Origin of the sequence: Nocardia asteroides, from assembly GCF_900637185.1 — a bacterium.
Lineage (GTDB): Bacteria > Actinomycetota > Actinomycetes > Mycobacteriales > Mycobacteriaceae > Nocardia > Nocardia asteroides.
Genome location: NZ_LR134352.1, coordinates 1,501,667 through 1,519,271 on the forward strand (window position 1 = coordinate 1,501,667; position 17,605 = coordinate 1,519,271).

At 68.9% G+C, this 17,605-nt stretch carries 14 protein-coding genes; 9 read left to right on the forward strand and 5 right to left on the reverse strand.

What is annotated here, in order from left to right; all coding sequences use genetic code 11:
• Positions 1-88: 88 nt before the first annotated feature.
• A complete protein-coding gene (locus EL493_RS07210; RefSeq protein WP_022565884.1) occupies positions 89-538 on the forward strand; it encodes a hypothetical protein in 450 nt (149 codons plus the stop codon).
• 321 nt (positions 539-859) lie between these two features.
• Positions 860-1,033 (forward strand): GAD-like domain-containing protein, encoded by a 174-nt coding sequence (locus EL493_RS07215; protein ID WP_022565885.1) that lies wholly within the window; start codon positions 860-862, stop codon positions 1,031-1,033.
• 427 nt (positions 1,034-1,460) lie between these two features.
• Here the strand turns inward: EL493_RS07215 and EL493_RS07220 are convergent, their stop codons facing one another.
• Entirely contained in the window at positions 1,461-2,582 is a 1,122-nt protein-coding gene (locus EL493_RS07220; RefSeq protein WP_030200564.1) for a citrate synthase 2, read from the reverse strand.
• Positions 2,583-2,760: 178 nt separating this feature from the next.
• On the opposite strand from EL493_RS07220, the gene pdxH reads away from it, so the two are divergent.
• The 4 genes from pdxH (at position 2,761) to EL493_RS07240 (ending at position 6,762) form a co-directional block, all read left to right on the forward strand.
• Positions 2,761-3,417, forward strand: a complete 657-nt coding sequence (pdxH, locus tag EL493_RS07225; protein ID WP_030200561.1) for a pyridoxamine 5'-phosphate oxidase — start codon at positions 2,761-2,763, stop codon at positions 3,415-3,417.
• Between the two features lie 68 nt (positions 3,418-3,485).
• Complete coding sequence (locus tag EL493_RS07230; RefSeq protein ID WP_019044941.1) at positions 3,486-4,769, forward strand: MFS transporter; 1,284 nt, start codon at positions 3,486-3,488, stop codon at positions 4,767-4,769.
• 271 nt (positions 4,770-5,040) lie between these two features.
• Positions 5,041-6,354, forward strand: a complete 1,314-nt coding sequence (locus tag EL493_RS07235) for a citrate synthase (RefSeq protein WP_019044942.1) — start codon at positions 5,041-5,043, stop codon at positions 6,352-6,354.
• A 48-nt stretch (positions 6,355-6,402) separates the two neighbouring features.
• Entirely contained in the window at positions 6,403-6,762 is a 360-nt protein-coding gene (locus EL493_RS07240) for an FKBP-type peptidyl-prolyl cis-trans isomerase (protein WP_019044943.1), read from the forward strand.
• Between the two features lie 67 nt (positions 6,763-6,829).
• On the opposite strand, the gene EL493_RS07245 is transcribed toward EL493_RS07240, so the two are convergent.
• Positions 6,830-7,990: a YhgE/Pip domain-containing protein gene (locus EL493_RS07245; protein WP_126405604.1), complete on the reverse strand. Its 1,161-nt coding sequence runs from the start codon at positions 7,988-7,990 to the stop codon at positions 6,830-6,832.
• 275 nt (positions 7,991-8,265) lie between these two features.
• Between EL493_RS07245 and EL493_RS07250 the strand changes: the two genes are divergently transcribed.
• Positions 8,266-8,922: a hypothetical protein gene (locus EL493_RS07250; protein ID WP_019044945.1), complete on the forward strand. Its 657-nt coding sequence runs from the start codon at positions 8,266-8,268 to the stop codon at positions 8,920-8,922.
• An 87-nt stretch (positions 8,923-9,009) separates the two neighbouring features.
• Here the strand turns inward: EL493_RS07250 and EL493_RS07255 are convergent, their stop codons facing one another.
• The 3 genes from EL493_RS07255 to EL493_RS07265 form a co-directional block, all read right to left on the reverse strand.
• The gene (locus tag EL493_RS07255; RefSeq protein ID WP_019044946.1) at positions 9,010-10,290 is read right to left on the reverse strand and encodes a sensor histidine kinase; all 1,281 of its coding nucleotides are present in this window, start codon (positions 10,288-10,290) and stop codon (positions 9,010-9,012) included.
• 83 nt (positions 10,291-10,373) lie between these two features.
• Complete coding sequence (locus EL493_RS07260) at positions 10,374-11,078, reverse strand: response regulator transcription factor (RefSeq protein ID WP_019044947.1); 705 nt, start codon at positions 11,076-11,078, stop codon at positions 10,374-10,376.
• 42 nt (positions 11,079-11,120) lie between these two features.
• Entirely contained in the window at positions 11,121-13,169 is a 2,049-nt protein-coding gene (locus EL493_RS07265; RefSeq protein WP_022565889.1) for an AMP-binding protein, read from the reverse strand.
• A gap of 318 nt (positions 13,170-13,487) precedes the next feature.
• Between EL493_RS07265 and EL493_RS07270 the strand changes: the two genes are divergently transcribed.
• Positions 13,488-17,192 carry an ATP-binding protein gene (locus tag EL493_RS07270; protein ID WP_083415771.1) on the forward strand — a complete coding sequence of 1,235 codons (3,705 nt, stop codon included), beginning with the start codon at positions 13,488-13,490 and terminating at the stop codon, positions 17,190-17,192.
• A complete protein-coding gene (locus EL493_RS07275) occupies positions 17,189-17,602 on the forward strand; it encodes a roadblock/LC7 domain-containing protein (RefSeq protein ID WP_011207200.1) in 414 nt (137 codons plus the stop codon). The genes EL493_RS07270 and EL493_RS07275 overlap by 4 nt, the downstream gene beginning before the upstream one ends.
• Positions 17,603-17,605 lie beyond the last annotated feature (3 nt).

The window sequence follows — 17,605 nt, forward strand, 5'->3', positions numbered from 1 at the left end:
TCTTCTGCAGCGCATAAAATTTCTGCGGATCGACAGTTTAAGATAAAGTTCTCACCTGTAATAGATTGGGTTCGGCTAGGAAGAGTAAATGAACAATTCGGAACAAGTGCAACGAGACGAAGAGTTCGACTACTTTGCTAAATCTTTCAAGGGCTCGAAACATGAGGTAGTTGTTACTCTGCGGACACTCAAGAAGTCGCCCTACCCCGAGGCTCGTATTATTCCCTTTATTGAGGCTCTGCTCGACGATAGGTCACCATGTGTAACTGGCATTCCATATCGATATGGCGAGACCAGATGGCTGGCTGCCGGAGCGTTGAGGCGCGTCTATGACGCTCTGGGGATTCGAGAATCTATTGTACTGCACGACGTTCCGGTAACTTTGTCTAGTGATCAGCTCGGCGATCTGGCGAGAGAATCAGGAACGTGCGGTGAATGGACTGATCTGGGTGCCGAGGACCTCTATTTGAGACTTCGAGATACGGGGAAGTTGCCCGTCAGCGACCTGGTGCTGGAGTGGGCGAATGTGGATGATTGAGTTGGTCTGCAGGTGGTGCTGGGCGAGCGCCAAGTGGTCACGGGCGGCGGGGGTTTAGCAGAGATCCCGAGCATCGCCACGGTCAACGGGTGTGGTTCGCGTTAGAGAACCTGGCGGAGACGACGGCAGACTAATTGTGGTCATACAGTCGATTCGTCGGTTGGGCGGAAATGAGTGAATTTAATCATCCTGGCGGGGCGAGATCCGAGTGAAGATTGAATCCGTGCACGATATTGATGTGAGCCATATTGCTGCACGGCTGGGGGGTCATCCTCTTACGCAGGTGCAGAAGGCCGTGTCATAGACAAATATTCGGGCGCGGTGCCGGGATTGCTGCTGGATATTTGGCGCGAGATCGGCTTCCCCGGATATGTCGACGGGCTGTTCTGGTTGTGCAATCCAGAGGAGTGGCAGCCCGCCGTCGACGACTGGATCGAGGGGCTGTGGCTGCCATTCGATGATGAATGGGTGCCATTTACGCGCACGGCATTCTGAACTGTCGCCATGTGGGGAAAAAGGACTGGGGTGAGTCTGACTATTGATCCGCTAAATGAATTTGTGGTTCCGGTCGATCATGGTAGATGATTTGGAAACGCGGCTTCAGATTCTCGTTGCCTTGAAGTTTGATCTAGATATGTTGGATGAGAATGGCGACGGTAGACCACTGTTCGGCAGGCTGTACAAGAAATTGGGGGAACTAGACGATTCGACTATGTATGGATATGCGTACCTGCGGTCGGTTTGGGGGGCTCATTCACGCCGCGTGGTACGGAGATCGTGAACGCGGTCGATCATGTCCGGTTCTCGAGCACGGTGACACCACGTCGAGTGATGAATTGGAAGTTCTGAGGCCGGACAGCGAACGACCGGGTGTCGACGGTGTGAGTGGCCGTCGACACCCGGTCGGGCGGGGTGGGGTGGGTCAGCCGGCGATGGTGGACCAGCCGGCGACCTCTTCGGGGGTGCGGGGGCCTGGCCCGGTGTAGATGGCGGCGGGGCGGACGAGCTTGCCCAGCTGCTTCTGCTCCAGGATGTGGGCGCACCAGCCCGCGGTGCGGCCACAGGTGAACATGGCGGGCATCATGTGGGCGGGGACCTCGGCGAAGTCCAGGATCACGGCGGCCCAGAACTCGACATTGGTCTCGATGGCGCGGTCGGGACGACGCTCGCGGAGTTCGGCCAGGGCGGCCTGCTCCAGGGCGGCGGCGACCTCGAAGCGCGGGGCGTCGAGGCGCTTGGCGGTGGCGCGCAGCACGCGGGCGCGCGGGTCCTCGGCGCGGTAGACGCGGTGGCCGAAGCCCATGAGCTTCTCTTTGCGGTCCAGGATGCCCTTGACCAGCGCGCGGGCGTCGCCGGACTGCTCGACGGCCTCGATCATCGGCAGCACGCGGGCGGGGGCGCCGCCGTGCAGCGGGCCGGACATGGCGCCGATCGCGCCGGACAGCGAGGCCGCCACGTCGGCGCCGGTGGAGGCGATGACGCGGGCGGTGAAGGTGGAGGCGTTCATGCCGTGCTCGGCCGCCGACACCCAGTAGGCGTCGATCGCCTCGGTGTGGCGCGGGTCCGGGTCACCCTTCCAGCGGGTCATGAACCGCTCGGTGACGGTGGTGCACTCGTCGATCTTGCGCTGCGGAACGGCGGGCTGGTAGATGCCGCGCGCGGACTGGGCGACGTAGGACAGCGCCATCACCGAGGCGCGGGCCAGGTTCTCGCGGGCGGTCTCGTCGTCGATGTCGAGCAGCGGCTCGTAGCCCCAGATCGGGGCGAGCATGGCAAGACCGGCCTGCACGTCGACGCGCACGTCACCGGTGTGCACCGGCAGCGGGAACGGCTCGGCGGGCGGCAGGCCGCGACCGAACTGGCCGTCGACCAGCAGGGCCCACACGTCGCCGAAGGTGACCCGGTTGGCCACCAGGTCCTCGATGTCGACGCCGCGATATCGCAGCGCGCCACCATCCTTGTCCGGCTCGGCGATGTCGGTGGTGAAGGCCACCACGCCTTCCAATCCGCTGACGAAATCCTGTGGTACCGAGCTGGTAGTCATGGTGACTCTCCTTGCAGGGGCATGCCGATCTTCCTGAACCATAGCCCCGGGGATACTCGGTAGTAACGTCGACCCTATGCCTGACCTGGACCCTTCGGCGGTCACCGCGCCCGATCCCGTCGGCGCACCGTCCGACATCCTCAGCAACCCCCGCGCCGCGGGCGCCGACCTGGCGGCCATGCGCGTGGACTACGGCGACCAGCTCTCCGCGATCGCCGCCGAACCCGATCTCGACGAGACCTGGGTGGCCGGCGGCTGGGAACCCCTGCTGCGCAGCTGGATCGAGCAGGCGCGCGGTCTGGGCGTCGCCGAACCCAACGCGATGGTGCTGGCCACCGTCTCGCTCACCGGCCCGGCCCCGCGCCCGGTGGCGCGCACCGTGCTGTGCAAGGGACTGGCACCCGAGGGCATCACCTTCTACACCAACTACGACTCCGCCAAGGGCAACCAGCTCGCCGCCGACCCGTACGCCGCGGCCACCTTCCTGTGGCCGGCGCTAGGCAGGCAGGTGCACGTGCGCGGGCGGACCGAGCGGGTGCCCGCCGAGGTCACCGAGGCCTACTGGCGGGCCCGCCCGCGCGACTCCCAGCTGGGTGCGTGGGCCTCGCAGCAGTCGCGCCCCGCCGCCGCGCGCGCCGAGCTGGACCGGGCGCTGGCCGAGACCACGGCCCGCTTCGCCGAGGTCGACGCGATCCCGGTGCCGCCGCACTGGGGTGGCTATCTGCTGCGGCCCGACGAGGTGGAGTTCTGGCAGGGCAGGCGCGGCAGGCTGCACAACCGGATCGTCGTGCGGATCGGCGACGCAGGCACAACCGTGGAACGTTTGCAGCCCTAACTAGTGGTGGGCTATGTCACCGAGCGCATCCATTCTCGGAACGCGCGGCGGTGGCTACCCTGCGGCGAGTGAAGTTGCTCGCCGACACCGAACCCCTGCGTCATCCCGACTACCGCAGGTTGTGGACCACCAACATCGTCACGGTCATCGGCGCGCAGCTCTCGGTAGTCGCGGTTCCGCAGCAGATCTTCCAGATCACCGGCAGTTCCGGGTACGTCGGCCTGGCCGGGTTGTTCGGTCTGGTCCCGCTGGTGGTGTTCGGGCTGTGGGGTGGAGCGCTGGCCGACGTGATGGACCGGCGCACGCTGCTCGTCATCACCACCGCGGGCACGGGCGTCACGGCGCTGGCCTTCTGGGCGCAGGCCGCGCTTGGCATGACCAATGTGTGGCTGGTGCTGGGGTTGTTCGCCGCCCAGCAGGCGTTCTTCGCGGTCAACCAGCCCACCCGCAGCGCCGCCATCGCCCGGTTGCTGCCGCCGGAGCAGATCGCCGCGGCCAGCTCGCTGAGCATGACCGTGCAGAACGTGGGCATGATCGCTGGGCCCGTGCTGGCCGGTCTGCTGATCCCGGTGCTCGGTCTGCCCACGCTGTACCTGATCGACGCGATCGCGCTGCTGGCGACGCTGTGGGCGGTGTGGAAGCTGCCGTCCTTCCCGCCCACCGGCGACCAGCGCCGGGCGGGTCTGCGCGCGGTCTTCGACGGCTTCCGCTACCTCACCGGGCAGCGCATCCTGCTCGCCTCGTTCGTCGTCGACATCATCGCCATGGTGTTCGGCATGCCCCGCGCGCTGTTCCCGCAGATCGCGCACGAGACCTTCCACGACCCGGCCGAGGGCGGGGTGGCGCTGGGCCTGCTCTTCGCCGCGATCTCGGCGGGCGCGGTGCTGGGCGGGGTGTTCTCCGGCTGGGTGCCGCGTATCCGCAGGCAGGGGCTGGCGGTGATCTGGTGCATCGTGATCTGGGGCGTGGCGATGATCGGCTTCGGACTGGCCGTCGGCATGGCCGGGCACCTGTTCGGGCTCGGCGTCTGGCTGGGCATCGCGGTGGCGTTCCTGGCGCTGGGCGGCGCGGTCGACATGATCTCGGCGGCCCTGCGCACGGCGATGCTGCTCAACGTCTCCACCGACGAGATGCGCGGCCGGTTGCAGGGCGTGTTCATCGTGGTTGTCGCAGGTGGGCCGCGGATCGGTGATGTTGCCCACGGTTTCGCCGCGGCCAGCCTGGGTACCGCTGTAGCTGCCGCGGGTGGCGGTGTCCTGGTGGTGATCGGCGTGGTCGTCGCCGCGCTCGCCTTCCCCGCCTTCGTGCGCTACCGGGTTGCCAGGGCGCACACCGATTCCATGGTCAATTGAGTTGTGGCAGAAGGGATTACATGAATTTTGCCGATTCGCGCGGAAGGGACGCCGTGGCCACGCGCGGCAGCCGCTCGCGACGACGGCAAACAGGGGATCGGCGCAGGTCGGCGGCTACGCGCCGACCTCACCGCCGATCGGCCCCGGTGTGAGAACGGCGCAGGACAACCCTGATTGCTCGTCTCGACCGAGCAACAGCTAGCGTTAGCGCAAGCGCACCGCGTGCCGACCGCATCGGTGCCTACGGTTCTAGCCTGAGAGGGATCCTTCCGTGCCCGCTGAGAACATCACCAACGTCGCCGAAGACGCCAAGTCGGTACTGCAGTACCCGGGTGGCGAGTTCCCTATTTCGGTCACCAAGGCCGCTGAGGGCAACGACGGACTCGACTTGGGCAAGCTGCTGGCCAGCACCGGCTACGTCACCTACGACCCCGGTTTCATGAACACCGCGTCGACCAAGTCGGCCATCACCTACATCGACGGTGAAGCGGGCATCCTGCGCTACCGCGGCTACCCGATCGACCAGCTGGCGGGCCGCTCGACCTTCATCGAGGTCAGCTACCTGCTCATCTACGGCGAGCTGCCGACCCAGGCCCAGCTCGACGACTTCACCGATCGCATCCGCCGCCACACCCTGCTGCACGAGGACCTGAAGCGGTTCTTCGACGGCTTCCCGCGCAACGCGCACCCGATGCCGGTGCTGTCGTCCGCGGTGAACGCGCTGTCGGCGTACTACCAGGACTCGCTGGACCCGCGCGACCCCGAGCAGGTCGAGCTGTCCACCATCCGCCTGCTGGCCAAGCTGCCCACCATCGCGGCCTACTCGTACAAGAAGTCGGTCGGCCAGCCGTTCCTCTACCCGGACAACTCGCTGTCGCTGGTGGAGAACTTCCTGCGGATGACCTTCGGCTTCCCGGCCGAGCCCTACGAGGTCGACCCGGAGATCGCGGCCGCGCTCGACATGCTGCTGATCCTGCACGCCGACCACGAGCAGAACTGCTCCACCTCGACCGTGCGCCTCGTCGGCTCCTCCGACGCCAACCTGTTCACCTCGGTGTCCGGCGGCATCAACGCGCTGTGGGGCCCGCTGCACGGTGGCGCCAACCAGGCCGTGCTCGAGATGCTCGACGAGATCAAGGCCAACGGCGGCGACGTCAAGGAATTCATCCGCAAGGTCAAGAACAAGGAAGACGGCGTGAAGCTCATGGGCTTCGGGCACCGCGTCTACCGCAACTACGACCCGCGCGCCACCCTGGTCAAGCAGGCCGCCGACAAGATCCTGTCGAAGATCGGCGGCGACGACCAGCTGCTCGACATCGCCAAGCAGCTCGAAGAGGCCGCCCTCACCGACGACTACTTCGTCTCGCGTCGCCTGTACCCGAACGTCGACTTCTACACCGGCGTCATCTACCGGGCCATGGGCTTCCCGACCCGCATGTTCACCGTGCTCTTCGCCATGGGCCGCCTGCCCGGCTGGATCGCCCACTGGCGTGAGATGCACTCCGAGCCGCTCAAGATCGGCCGTCCGCGCCAGATCTACACCGGCTACGGTGAGCGTGACTACCTCGACATCGGCACCCGCTGATCTCGACCACTGTCTGGCGACAACTCAACTATCGAAGGGGATAGCCGAATGACCAAGCCGGAGATCGAATTCCAGGAGGGCCCCGCGCCCACCGAGCTCGTGATCAAGGACCTCGTCGAGGGCGAAGGCAAGGAAGCGGTGCCGGGTGGCACCGTCGAGGTGCACTACGTCGGCGTCGAGTTCGACAGCGGCGAGCAGTTCGACTCCTCGTGGGACCGTGGCGAGTCCATCACCTTCCCGCTGCGCGGCCTGATCCAGGGCTGGCAGGAAGGTATCCCCGGCATGAAGGTCGGCGGCCGCCGCCAGCTGACCATCCCGCCGGAGCTCGCCTACGGCCCCGAAGGTGCGGGCCACCACCTCTCCGGCAAGACCCTGGTCTTCGTCATCGACCTCCTCGAGGCGAACTGACCCCCTGATCGACCACTGTGGCCGGGCTCCCCATGGGAACCCGGCCACAGTTGTCTTCGGTGGGCGACTACTCGCGGATGATCTCGACGGGGTCGGTGAGGGCGAGGGCGAGGGCGGTGGTCTGGGACTGGCCGCGGGCGGGGAGGGCTTCGAGGGCCTTGCCGGTTTGGGTGTTGAGGTTGCCGATGATGGTCTGGAGGGCGGTGACGCCCGTGGTCATCTGGCTGATCGCCGAGGTGATCTGGGTGCCGCCCTGTTCGGCGAGGGCGGGCAGGCCCTTGGCGAGTTCGGCGCCCTGGCTCAGCTGGACGCGGGCGCTGTCGAGGCGGGCGACGACGGTGCGCAGCAGGGTGCCCAGGTCGGTGTTCGGGTCGACGGCGGCGCCGGTGAGGTCGGCCAGGCCGGTCAGCTGGGTGCCCGCCTGACCCGAGATGCCGCGCAGCGCTTCGAGTTTGGTGATGATGTCGGCCAGCTGCGGGTCACCGGCGAAGGGCAGGGCGCGCAGCAGCGGCAGGATCTGGTCGAGGCCGGTGGACAGGGCGGTCGCGCTGCGCTCCACTCCGGCGATGGTGAGCCCGGTCGCGCCGAGCGCGTCGGCGAGCTGACCGGCCTGGGTGGTCGCGCCGTCGACGGTCCGGTTCAGCAGGTCGATGGCCGAGGTGAGTTCGCCCGCACCCTGTTTCGCGAAGTCGAGGAAGCCCAGCATCTCCTGCGCCCCACCGCTGAACTGATCGGCGCTGCCCGCCGCCGCGTCGACGCCCGCGCTCAGCAGCTGCGCGGTGAACTGCACCGACGTCATCTGATTGCGGGCCTGGGAGACCGCGGTGAGCGCGGCGTCCACCCCGGAGGCGCCGATCCGATGCGTCACGGCGGCCACCGCGCCGTTCACCGTGCCCTCGTCCGCGCCGTCGTGCGCGGTGACGGTGATCTTGGCGCGCTGCGGATTCGGCGTAGCGAGGGTCGCCATCGAGGACGTGAGGTCGGCGGGCAGGGTGATGACGGCGGCGTAGTCGGCCGGATCGACCTCGCCCGGCTTCGCCAGCGTCCACTCGTAGCCGCCCGCGTCCTGCACCGCCTTGGCGACCCGCGCGCCGGTGGGCCCGGTATCGCCGTCGACGAGCGCGAACCCCGTCGGCGCGCGGTCGCCGCCCGCGCAGGCGGCGATTCCACCACCCGTCAACGCGACAGCAGCGACGAGACAGACCATCCGGGCACGTTTTCCGATCACGGCGCGACCGTATCGGGACAGTTCACGCCGGGGAGTGGGAGATGTCTGAGAGTTCGGTGAGGATGCCGCCCGGAATTTGCCGACGGTGTGCTGGAATACGCGGTTCCCGCTCACCGGGACTGTCAAACCGGGTCACGATATGTAGTGCGTCACAGCCCCTTCCATTGTTTCGATCGGTCCGATACAAATCTCGAGTCAAATCGACATCGAGATTTCATCGATTCGTCCGGGGGGTTCGGGGATTCACCGGGGGCATCGGGAGGGAGACATCGAACATGTTCCACCACAGCATCACCCGCGCGGGCCGTCGCGCGCTCGTCGCCGCGCTGCCGCTCGCCGTCGCGACCTCGCTGGTCACCGCCGGTACCGCGGCCGCTGACGTCGACACCGAGCGCCAGGCGCAGATCGCCACCGGTCTGTCGAGCGCGGGTGCCGCTGACGGCGTGGACTTCACCACCGTCGTCGCGCCCGACCTGCGCAGCATCTCCGCGACGGTCGACAACGGCCGCTTCGTGATCACCCCCGACGCCGTCACCGTGGTCTCCGCCGCCGGTGTCACGGTGGGCCAGGTCCCGCTGAAGCTGAACACCGTCGACGGCAACGCCATCGCGGTGGCCTCGGTGGTCTCCGAGGACGGCAAGACCCTGTCCATGGCGCCGCAGCTGTCCGCCGACACCAGCACCGAGCTGAAGGACATCGCCACCGACCCGGCCGCCGCGAACCACGACCCGGTCCAGAACGGTGCCGCCGCTGGTGCCGCGATCGGCGCGATCGCCGCCGCCATCATGTGCGTTCCCGCGCTGGCCGCGTTCATCATCGGCTACGTCTTCTGCGCCATTCCGTCGGTGATCTCCACCGCGCTGACCGGTGCCGTGATCGGCGCCGTCATCGGCCTGGTCATCCCGGAGTCGGTCCCGCAGGTGCTGCCCTGATCTTGTCCAGGGTGGTTGCCGGGTAACCGGATAGCCGGACGATAGCCCCGCGTTCGCGTTCGTCGCGAACGCGGGGCTTTTCGCGTGTCAGGGTGCGCGGCGGATCGGCAGATCCAGCACCAGCCGGGCGCCGCCGAGCGGGCTGTCCTCGAAATAGGCGCGGCCGCCGTGCAACTGGGCCTGCTGGGCCACCAGTGCCAGCCCGAGCCCGGAGCCGCCCTTGCTGGCATTGGTGCCGCGGGCGAAACGGGCGAAGACCGCGGCGCGCTCGGCGGGCGGTATCCCGGTGCCGTTGTCGTCGACCGCGATGACGATGTGCTCGTCGGCGGTGCGGTGCGCCGAGACCACCGCGCTGGTGGCGCCGCCGTGCTTGACCGAGTTGGTCAGCGCGTTGTCGACCGCGAGGCGCAGGCCCGCCGGCAGCCCGCGGGTGACGAGTTCGGCGTCGGTCTCGATCCGCACCGAGAGGCCGGGATTGTGGCGCATCGCGTCGTGGGCGGCCTGATCGCACAGATCCGCCACGTCGGTGGGGACGTGGTCGGCCTCGGCGGTGAGGTCGCCGCGGGCCAGCCGTTCCAGCGCGGTGAGGGTGGTCTCCACCCTGGTCTCGTTGCGGGCCAGGTCGTCGAGGATCTCGCGACGCTGCTCGTCGGTGAGGTCGAGGGTGCGCAGGACCTCGAGGTCGGTGCGGATCGCGGTGAGCGGGGTGCGCAGCTCGTGCGCGGAGACCGCGGCGAAGTCGCGGGCGGTTTCCAGCGCGGCCGCGGTCTCGGCCTGGGCCTCGTCGACCCGGGCCAGCATGGTGTTCACCGCGTCGGCCAGTTTCACCGCCTCGTCGACGCCGGAACCGTCGACCGGCTGCGCGGGGTCTTCGGGATCGCCGAAGGTGCTGCGGGCCGAGACCTGCCTGGTCAGTTTCACGATCGGGCGCACGGCGCGGCCGGCGAGCAGCCAGCCCAGCGCCGCCGCGGCCGCCACCGCGATGGCGGCGCCCGCGAGCACCCAGCGCTGCTGGTCGGCGGTGGCCTTGGTGGCCTCGGTGGTCGGGATGGCCAGGGAGACGGTGCGCCCGGCGGGCTGGTTCTCGGTGGTGGTGAGCACCCGGTAGGGCTGGTCGTCCACCTCGACGGTCTGCGAACCCGGCGGCAGGTCGGGCAGCTGGGTGGAGCTGGACGCGGTCACCTGGCCGTTGTCGCGCACGGTGAGCGCCATGGTGTTCTGCAAACCGGTCAGATTGACGAACCCGGTCGCCAGCACCGGCTCGATCAGCACGATGCGCGAGGCGATCTCGAGCTGCTGGTCGGTCTGGGTGACATTGTTGCGTTCGATCGCCTGGAAACTCACGAAAGCGGCGATCGTGACGATCACGACGGCACCGGCCGCGGCCGCCCCCGCTACCCGGGTGCGTAGCGAAAAGGATTGTCTCCGACGGCGTTTCGGCGGTGCCTCGGTCATTTCGGTTCCCGGAGCACGAACCCGACGCCGCGAATGGTGTGCAAAATCCTTGGCGTGTCATCAATTTCGAGTTTGCGTCGCAGGTATCCGACGAACACGTCGACGACATTCGTATCGGCTATGAAATCGTAGCCCCAGACCAATTCCAGCAGCCGCTCGCGCGTGAGCACCACGCCGGCATTCCTGGCCAGCGTCGACAACAATTCGAATTCACGTTTGGTGAGCTCGATTTCCTTGCCGTGCAACAGCGCCCGGTATCCGGCCACGTCCAGTTGCAGCGGGCCCACGGTGATGGTGCCCGGCGCGACCTGCTCCGGTGTGTCGGTGCGGCGGCGCAGCAGGGCGCGGATCCGGGCCACCAGTTCGGCCAGCTCGAAGGGTTTCACCAGGTAGTCGTCGGCGCCGGACTCCAGCCCGGCGATCCGGTCGTCGACCGAGGAGCGGGCGCTGAGCACGCAGATCGGCACGTCGTTGCCCATCGCGCGCAGCGCGGTCACCACACCCGCGCCGTCGAGTACCGGCATGTTCATGTCCAGCACGATCGCGTCGGGCGCGTGCTCGGCGACGGCCCGCAGCGCGGCGGCACCGTCGCGGGCCACCAGCACCTGGAAGCCGGACAGCCGCAGGCCGCGTTCGACCGAGGCGAGGACGTCGGAGTCGTCGTCGACGACGAGGACAGTGGCGGCAGCACGATCGGTCACGGGTGCAATCCTATGGGCGCGGGCCGCCGCCGAGTCCGCTGGTCAGGTGGTCGGGGCCACCGGGTCGCCGTCGCGATCGGGCGTCGACGGGCCGTCGGCCGGATTGCCCAGCGGGGGATTGGCCAGGATGCGGTCGGCCAGCGCGGTCAGGACGGCGGGGTCCTCGATGGTGGCCGGGGTCTCCACCTGCTCACCCGCGGTGAGCTGGCGGATGGTCTTGCGCAGGATCTTGCCCGAGCGGGTCTTGGGCAGCCCGGAGACGATGATCGCGCTGTGCAGCGTGGCGATCGCGCCGATCTGCTCGCGCACCCGCTCGGCGAGTTCGGCCCGCAACTGCTCCGGATCCACCTCGACACCCTGCTTGAGCACCACGTATGCCAGCGGCAGTGCGCCCTTGAGCTCGTCGGGCACACCGATCACGGCGCATTCGGCGATCGCGTCGTGCCCGGCGATGGCGGCCTCGATGCTGCCCGCCGACAGGCGGTGCCCGGCCATGTTGATCACGTCGTCGCTGCGGCCGAGGACGTAGAGGTAGCCGTCCTCGTCGAAGTAGCCGGAGTCGCCGGTGAGGTAGTGGCCGGGAAAGGCCGACAGGTACGAGCGGATGAACCGGTCGCGGTCGCGCCAGAGCCCGGTGAGGGCGCCGGGCGGCAGCGGCAGCCCGATGACGATGTTGCCCTCGACCCCGGTGGGCACCGGATTGCCGTTGGCGTCGAGCACCCGCAGCCGGTAGCCCGGCACCGGCACGCAGGACGAACCGGGCTTGACGGGCAGTTCCTGCAGGCCCAGCGGGTCGGCGCAGATCGGCCAGCCGGTCTCGGTCTGCCACCAGTGGTCCACCACGGGGGTGTCCGGATGACCGGCCAGCAGGGTGCCGGTGGCCCATTCGAAGGTGGCCGGGTCCAGGCGCTCGCCCGCGCAGAACAGCGCGCGCAACCGGGACAGGTCGTGGCGGTGGGCCGCGGCGGCTTCCGGGTCGGCACGGCGGATCGCGCGCAGGGCGGTCGGCGCGGTGAACAGCACCCGCACGTCGTGCTCGTCGATGATCTTCCAGAAGACGCCGGCGTCGGGGGTGCCGACCGGTTTGCCCTCGTAGAGCACGGTCGTCGCGCCGACCAGCAGCGGCGCGTAGACGATGTAGGAGTGGCCGACCACCCAGCCCACGTCGGAGGCGGCCCAGAACACCTGACCGGGGCCGACGTCGTAGATGTTGCGCATCGACCAGGACAGCGCCACCGCGTGCCCGCCGTTGTCGCGAACCACGCCCTTGGGCTTCCCGGTGGTGCCGGAGGTGTAGAGGATGTAGAGCGGATCGGTCGCCGCGACCGGGACCGGCTCGGCCGGGGTCACGTCGGCGACGGTGGCGTTCCAGTCCACCCAGCGCGCGGCCACGGTCTGCTCCGAGGATGGCAGCACATCGGTGGCGGGCTGGGCGGCCGGGAACTCGATGGTCGGGAAACCGGCCCGCTGCTTGACGATCACCGTGCGCACCGAGGCGGTCTGGGCCAGGTCGAGGGCCTGCAGCACGATCGGCGGGTACTCGATCCGGCGGTTCGGCTCGATCCCGCCCGAGGCGGTGACGATCAGCACGGGCTCGGCGTCGTCGATGCGCGCGGCCAGCTCGGGCGCGGCGAAGCCGCCGAACACCACCGAGTGGACCGCGCCGATGCGGGCGCAGGCCAGCATCGCGATCACGGCCTCGGGGATCATCGGCAGGTAGATCACCACCCGGTCACCGGCGACCACACCGAGATCGCGCATGGCACCGGCGAAGCGGGCGACCTCCTCGAGCAGTTCGGCGTAGGTGTAGACGGTGGTGGTGTCCGTCATAGCGGAGACATATATGAGGGCGGCCTGATCAGCCCGCCCGCCCTCGGCGACGGTGCCCGCCCGCACGTGCCGGTCCAGGGCGTTGACGCAGGTATTGAGCCTGCCGTCGGGGAACCAGCGGGCCGAGCGCTTGTCGGCGGCGTCCACGATCTGCTGCGGTGGCACGTCCCACTCGATGCCCTGAGCTGCGGCTGACCAGAAGTCGGCTGGGTCGACCAGGCTGGTCTGATAGACCGGCCGGTACTCGTGTTCCACGTCCAAGCCCGTGACTCCCTAGCCTCGCTTCGATGCCCGCTCGATAGATCCTGATGATTGTGGCAGACTTCACGCGACACCCGAGGGGGTGCCGCGACCTTTGGTTTTGCCTGGAACGGGCAGGTCATCGCGCGGACCTCTACCGGGAGTCAGCCAAGAAGTTATTGATCCGTTAGAATCTGTTGTCACTTATTCGGGCAGTCGTAGACGCAATTTCTCGGCCAGCCGCAGTTCTCGGCCAGTCACTCTGGCGAGCCACCTTTGCGCCTGTGGAGGTTCGCTGATGGCTCACGGTACGAGGCCAGTTTGGAAAGTGAGTGGGAGATGCGTGACGCCGCTAGGTCCGGCAGCAAGCGCTGGGCGCTCGGCAACTGGGACCTGCGTTGGAAGGTTACGGCCGTGCTGGCCGTGCCGCTCGCGGTCGCGGTCGGGCTCGGCGTGTCGAGAATTACCTCGGAGTTCTCGGAAGCCAACCGGCTGTCGAGCATCAATGAGCAGGTCGATTCGATTCCGTCGGTCACCTCGCTGAGTGCTACCTCGGCGCGAGTCACCGGTAGTCAGATGGTTCCGGCGGGACCGGGGGTCACCCTGGTCACCGACAAGGACCTCTCCGATCTCGACGCCGCCATCGCCGCGGCGGAGTCCTCGCTCGGCAGGCTCACCGATCTGCCCCGGGCGCACGACGCGCTCGAGCGCATGATCAAGCAGGCCAAGGTCGTGCGGGCGCAGGGCAAGGCCCTCACCTCGTCGGCCGAGCCGGCGCTGGCCTCGGTCGAGCAGATGCGTAAAGACAGTGTCGACATCGTCGAGACCACCATCGCGCAGGTCAGCGACCCGGTCATGGACCAGGCCAAGCTGCGTCTGGTCGACTCGCTCAACACCCGTTCGGTGCTCGTCGACCAGCTCGCCGGTATCTCCGAGATGCTGCGCGGCCTGCCGCAGGGCTCCCAGGACTTCATCACCGGTGTCGCCACCGAGCGGCACCTGCTCGACGTGCTCGCCAACCGCTTCCCCGACGGTGATCGGGTGATCGCGGACCTCAAGGCTCAGGCCGACGTCCGGCAGAACCTGGTCAGCAGTCCCGAGGTGGCGGCGGGCAAGCTGCCCATCGGCGACATGCGTACCTCGCTCGTCAGCAGCCTCGTCGGCTACGAGGGCGTCGTCGACCAGGCCACCAAGGCCATCGAGTCCGCCATGGACGAGCTGACCACCGCGGCCTCCACCGGCGCCTGGTCCTACACCGCCGTCGTCATCGCGACCATCCTCGCCGCGCTGCTGCTCGCCGTGTTCGTCGCCCGGTCGATGATCGTGCCGCTGCACCGCCTGCGGCTGGCCGCGCTGCGCGTGGCCGAGTCCGACCTCCCGCACGAGGTCGCCCAGCTCCGCAACGGCGCCGCCCCGGAGGACGTGCCGCTCGAGCCGATGCCGGTGCGCAGCGACGAGGAGATCGGCCAGCTGGCCCGCGCCGTCGACGACATCCACGGTCAGGCGCTGCGTCTGGCCAGTGACCAGGCGCAGATGCGTTCGCAGGTCAACGACATGTTCGAGACCCTGGCCCGGCGCTCCAAGTCGCTCGTCGACCATCAGCTCACCCTCATCGAGGCGATGGAGTACGACGAGAAGGACCCGCGCCTGCTCGAGAACCTCTTCCGCCTCGACCACCTCGCGGCGCGCATGCGCCGTAACGGTGACAACCTGCTCATCCTCGCCGGTACCAAGCAGCGTCGCACCAAGTCCGCCCCGGTCGAGATCGCCGACGTGCTGCGTGCCGCGATCTCCGAGGTCGAGGACTACGAGCGGGTCAAGCTCGGCGCCACCCCGCGTGGCTCGCTGGTCGAACCGGCCGCCTCCGACATGGCGCACCTGTTCGCCGAGCTGCTCGACAACGCGCTGCGGGCCTCCCCGCCGGAGACCGACGTCAAGTTCACCTTCGCCCAGGCCCACGACCAGGGTCTGCTGATCGAGGTCGCCGACCGCGGTATCGGTATGCCGCCGCAGGAGATGTCGGAGATCAACCGCAGGCTCGAGCAGACCGCCGAGCCCGGCCCGGACACCGCCCGCCACATGGGTCTGTTCGTGGTCGGCAGGCTCGCCGAGCGGCACGGCCTGACCGTGCGCCTGCGGCCGACCTTCGACACCGCGCGCGATCCGGGCGTCACCGTCACCGTGCACGTGCCGGTCGGCCTGATCGTCTCCGGCGCCGGTGGTCCGGTGCTGCCGCCGCAGCAGAGCGCGCCGTCGCCGCAGCAGCCGCAGCAGCAGCGTCCCGCGCCGCAGAACCAGCCGAGCACCATGCAGACCAGGGCCATCACCCGCACCCCTGGCGGCAACATGATGGTCACCGTCGACCCCGGCGTCAGCGGTCCGGCCCCGGCCGGCCCCGGCGGGCTGCCGCAGCGTCAGCCGGGCAACTCGATGGCCCAGGGCGCGCAGCAGGACGCCGCCGAGCAGTCGTCGCCGACGCTGCGCCCGGCCGCGCCCGGCCAGGGCAATGTGCCGCAGCGCGGCAAGCTGGCCGCGGCCAACCTGCCCAAGCGCAACCTCGCCGCCGGTGGCCCCGGCGGTCCGGGTGGACCGGGTGCGCCGCAGCGTCCGCAGGTCGCGCCGGGTCAGCCCGGCGAGCCCAAGCCCGCCGGTGCGCCGCAGGCGGGCGGTGGCCTGCCGCAGCGTCAGCCGGGTGCCAACGGCGCGCCCGCGCGTGACCAGGCCCAGCCGCCGCGCGAGGCGGTGCCGCCCAAGCGCGACACCACCGCCGGTGGCCTGCCGCAGCGGTCGCCGGGCGCCAACGGCGCGCCGCCGCGTGACCCGTCGGCCGGGCTGCCGCAGCGTCCCGCCAACGGCGTGCCGCAGCGGGACCAGACCGGTGGCCTACCCCAGCGTGATCCGTCCACGGGCCTACCCCAGCGCGAGGCCACCGGTGGCCTGCCGCAGCGTGATCCCGCGGGCAACGGTGCGCCGCAGCGGGACTCCGCTCCGGTACAGCGCGATCCGTCGAACGGACTGCCGCAGCGCGCGCCGTCCAACGGCCTGTCCGCCCCCGGCTCCGGTCCGGTGCCGCGCCTGCCGCACCGCGACCAGACCGGTGGCCTGCCGCAGCGTGACCCGTCGAACGGGCTGCCGCAGCGGGAGCAGACCGGTGGCCTGCCGCAGCGTGATCCGTCCACCGGCCTGCCCCAGCGTGAGCAGACCGGCGGCCTGCCGCAGCGCGATCCGGCCGGTGGTCTCCCGCAGCGGGACCAGACCGGCGGTCTCCCGCAGCGTGATCCGGCTACCGGACTGCCGCAGCGTGGCGCGGCACCGGGCGGGCTGCCCCAGCGCGATCCGGCCGGCGGTCAGCCGCAGCGTCCGGGCAATGGTCTGCCGCAGCGTGATCCGGCGGGCAACGGCCTGCCGCAGCGCTCGCCCGCGGCCGGTCTGCCGCAGCGGGAGGCGCCGAACGGGCTGCCGCAGCGTGCCGGTGACTCGATTGGGCTGCCGCAGCGCGATCCCGGCGCTACTGTGGTACCGCAGGCGAACGCCGGGCCGGGAGTGGCTCTGCCGCAACGGGATCGGGAACCTGCGGGGCCGGAGAACGCTGCGTCGGCAGGGCGCGATCCGGGTCGGCACAGTTACCGGTCGAATCCGGCCAAGACTGCGTCGTTCTTCCAGACCAGGTTGCAGCCGGCACCCGAGGGTGATTCCGTCATGGGCGGAACGCCGATCTTCGCGGAGATGATGTCGGCGTGGCTCACGGATGAGAATTCCGACCGGTCCCAGATGGCTGCCGCCTTCGAATCACCGGGTGACGAAGGATGGCAGGCCGCGCGGCGGGCCAGCGAGGCTCAGCCCGAGGTCCGTACCGCTGCGGGCTTGCCTCAGCGCAACCCGGGCGGCAGGCTCGTGCCTGGCGGTGTGACCGGTAAGGCCGACACCACCCCGCAACGTGATCCCGAAACGATCAGGTCCAGCTTGAGTCGTCACCAGCAGGGCGTCCGGGATGGCCGCGCAATGAAGGCAATGAACCTAACCGGAGATAAAGGAGACCGATGAACCCCGATCTAGGTGGTACGAACCGTCAGCTGGATTGGCTGGTTTCGAACTTCGCCAACGAGGTTCCTGGCGTAGCCCATGCCGTCCTGGTCTCGGCTGACGGCCTGCTGATGGCCGCGAGCGCACAGCTCCCCGTCGACCGCGCCGAGCAGCTGTCGGCTGTCACCGCCGGACTGGCAAGCCTGTCCGTCGGTGTGTCGAATCTGTTCGAAGGCGGTACGGTACTGCAGTCCGTCGTCGAGATGGAGCACGGTTACCTATTGCTGATGGCAGTGGGCGACGGCTCGTATCTCGCGGTCCTGACCAACACCTCGTGTGACATCGGTCAGGTGGGCTACGAAATGGCTCTGTTGGTGGAGCGTGTGGGCCAGACAGTCCAGGCCACGCCACGCGTCACGATGGGTTCCTGATGG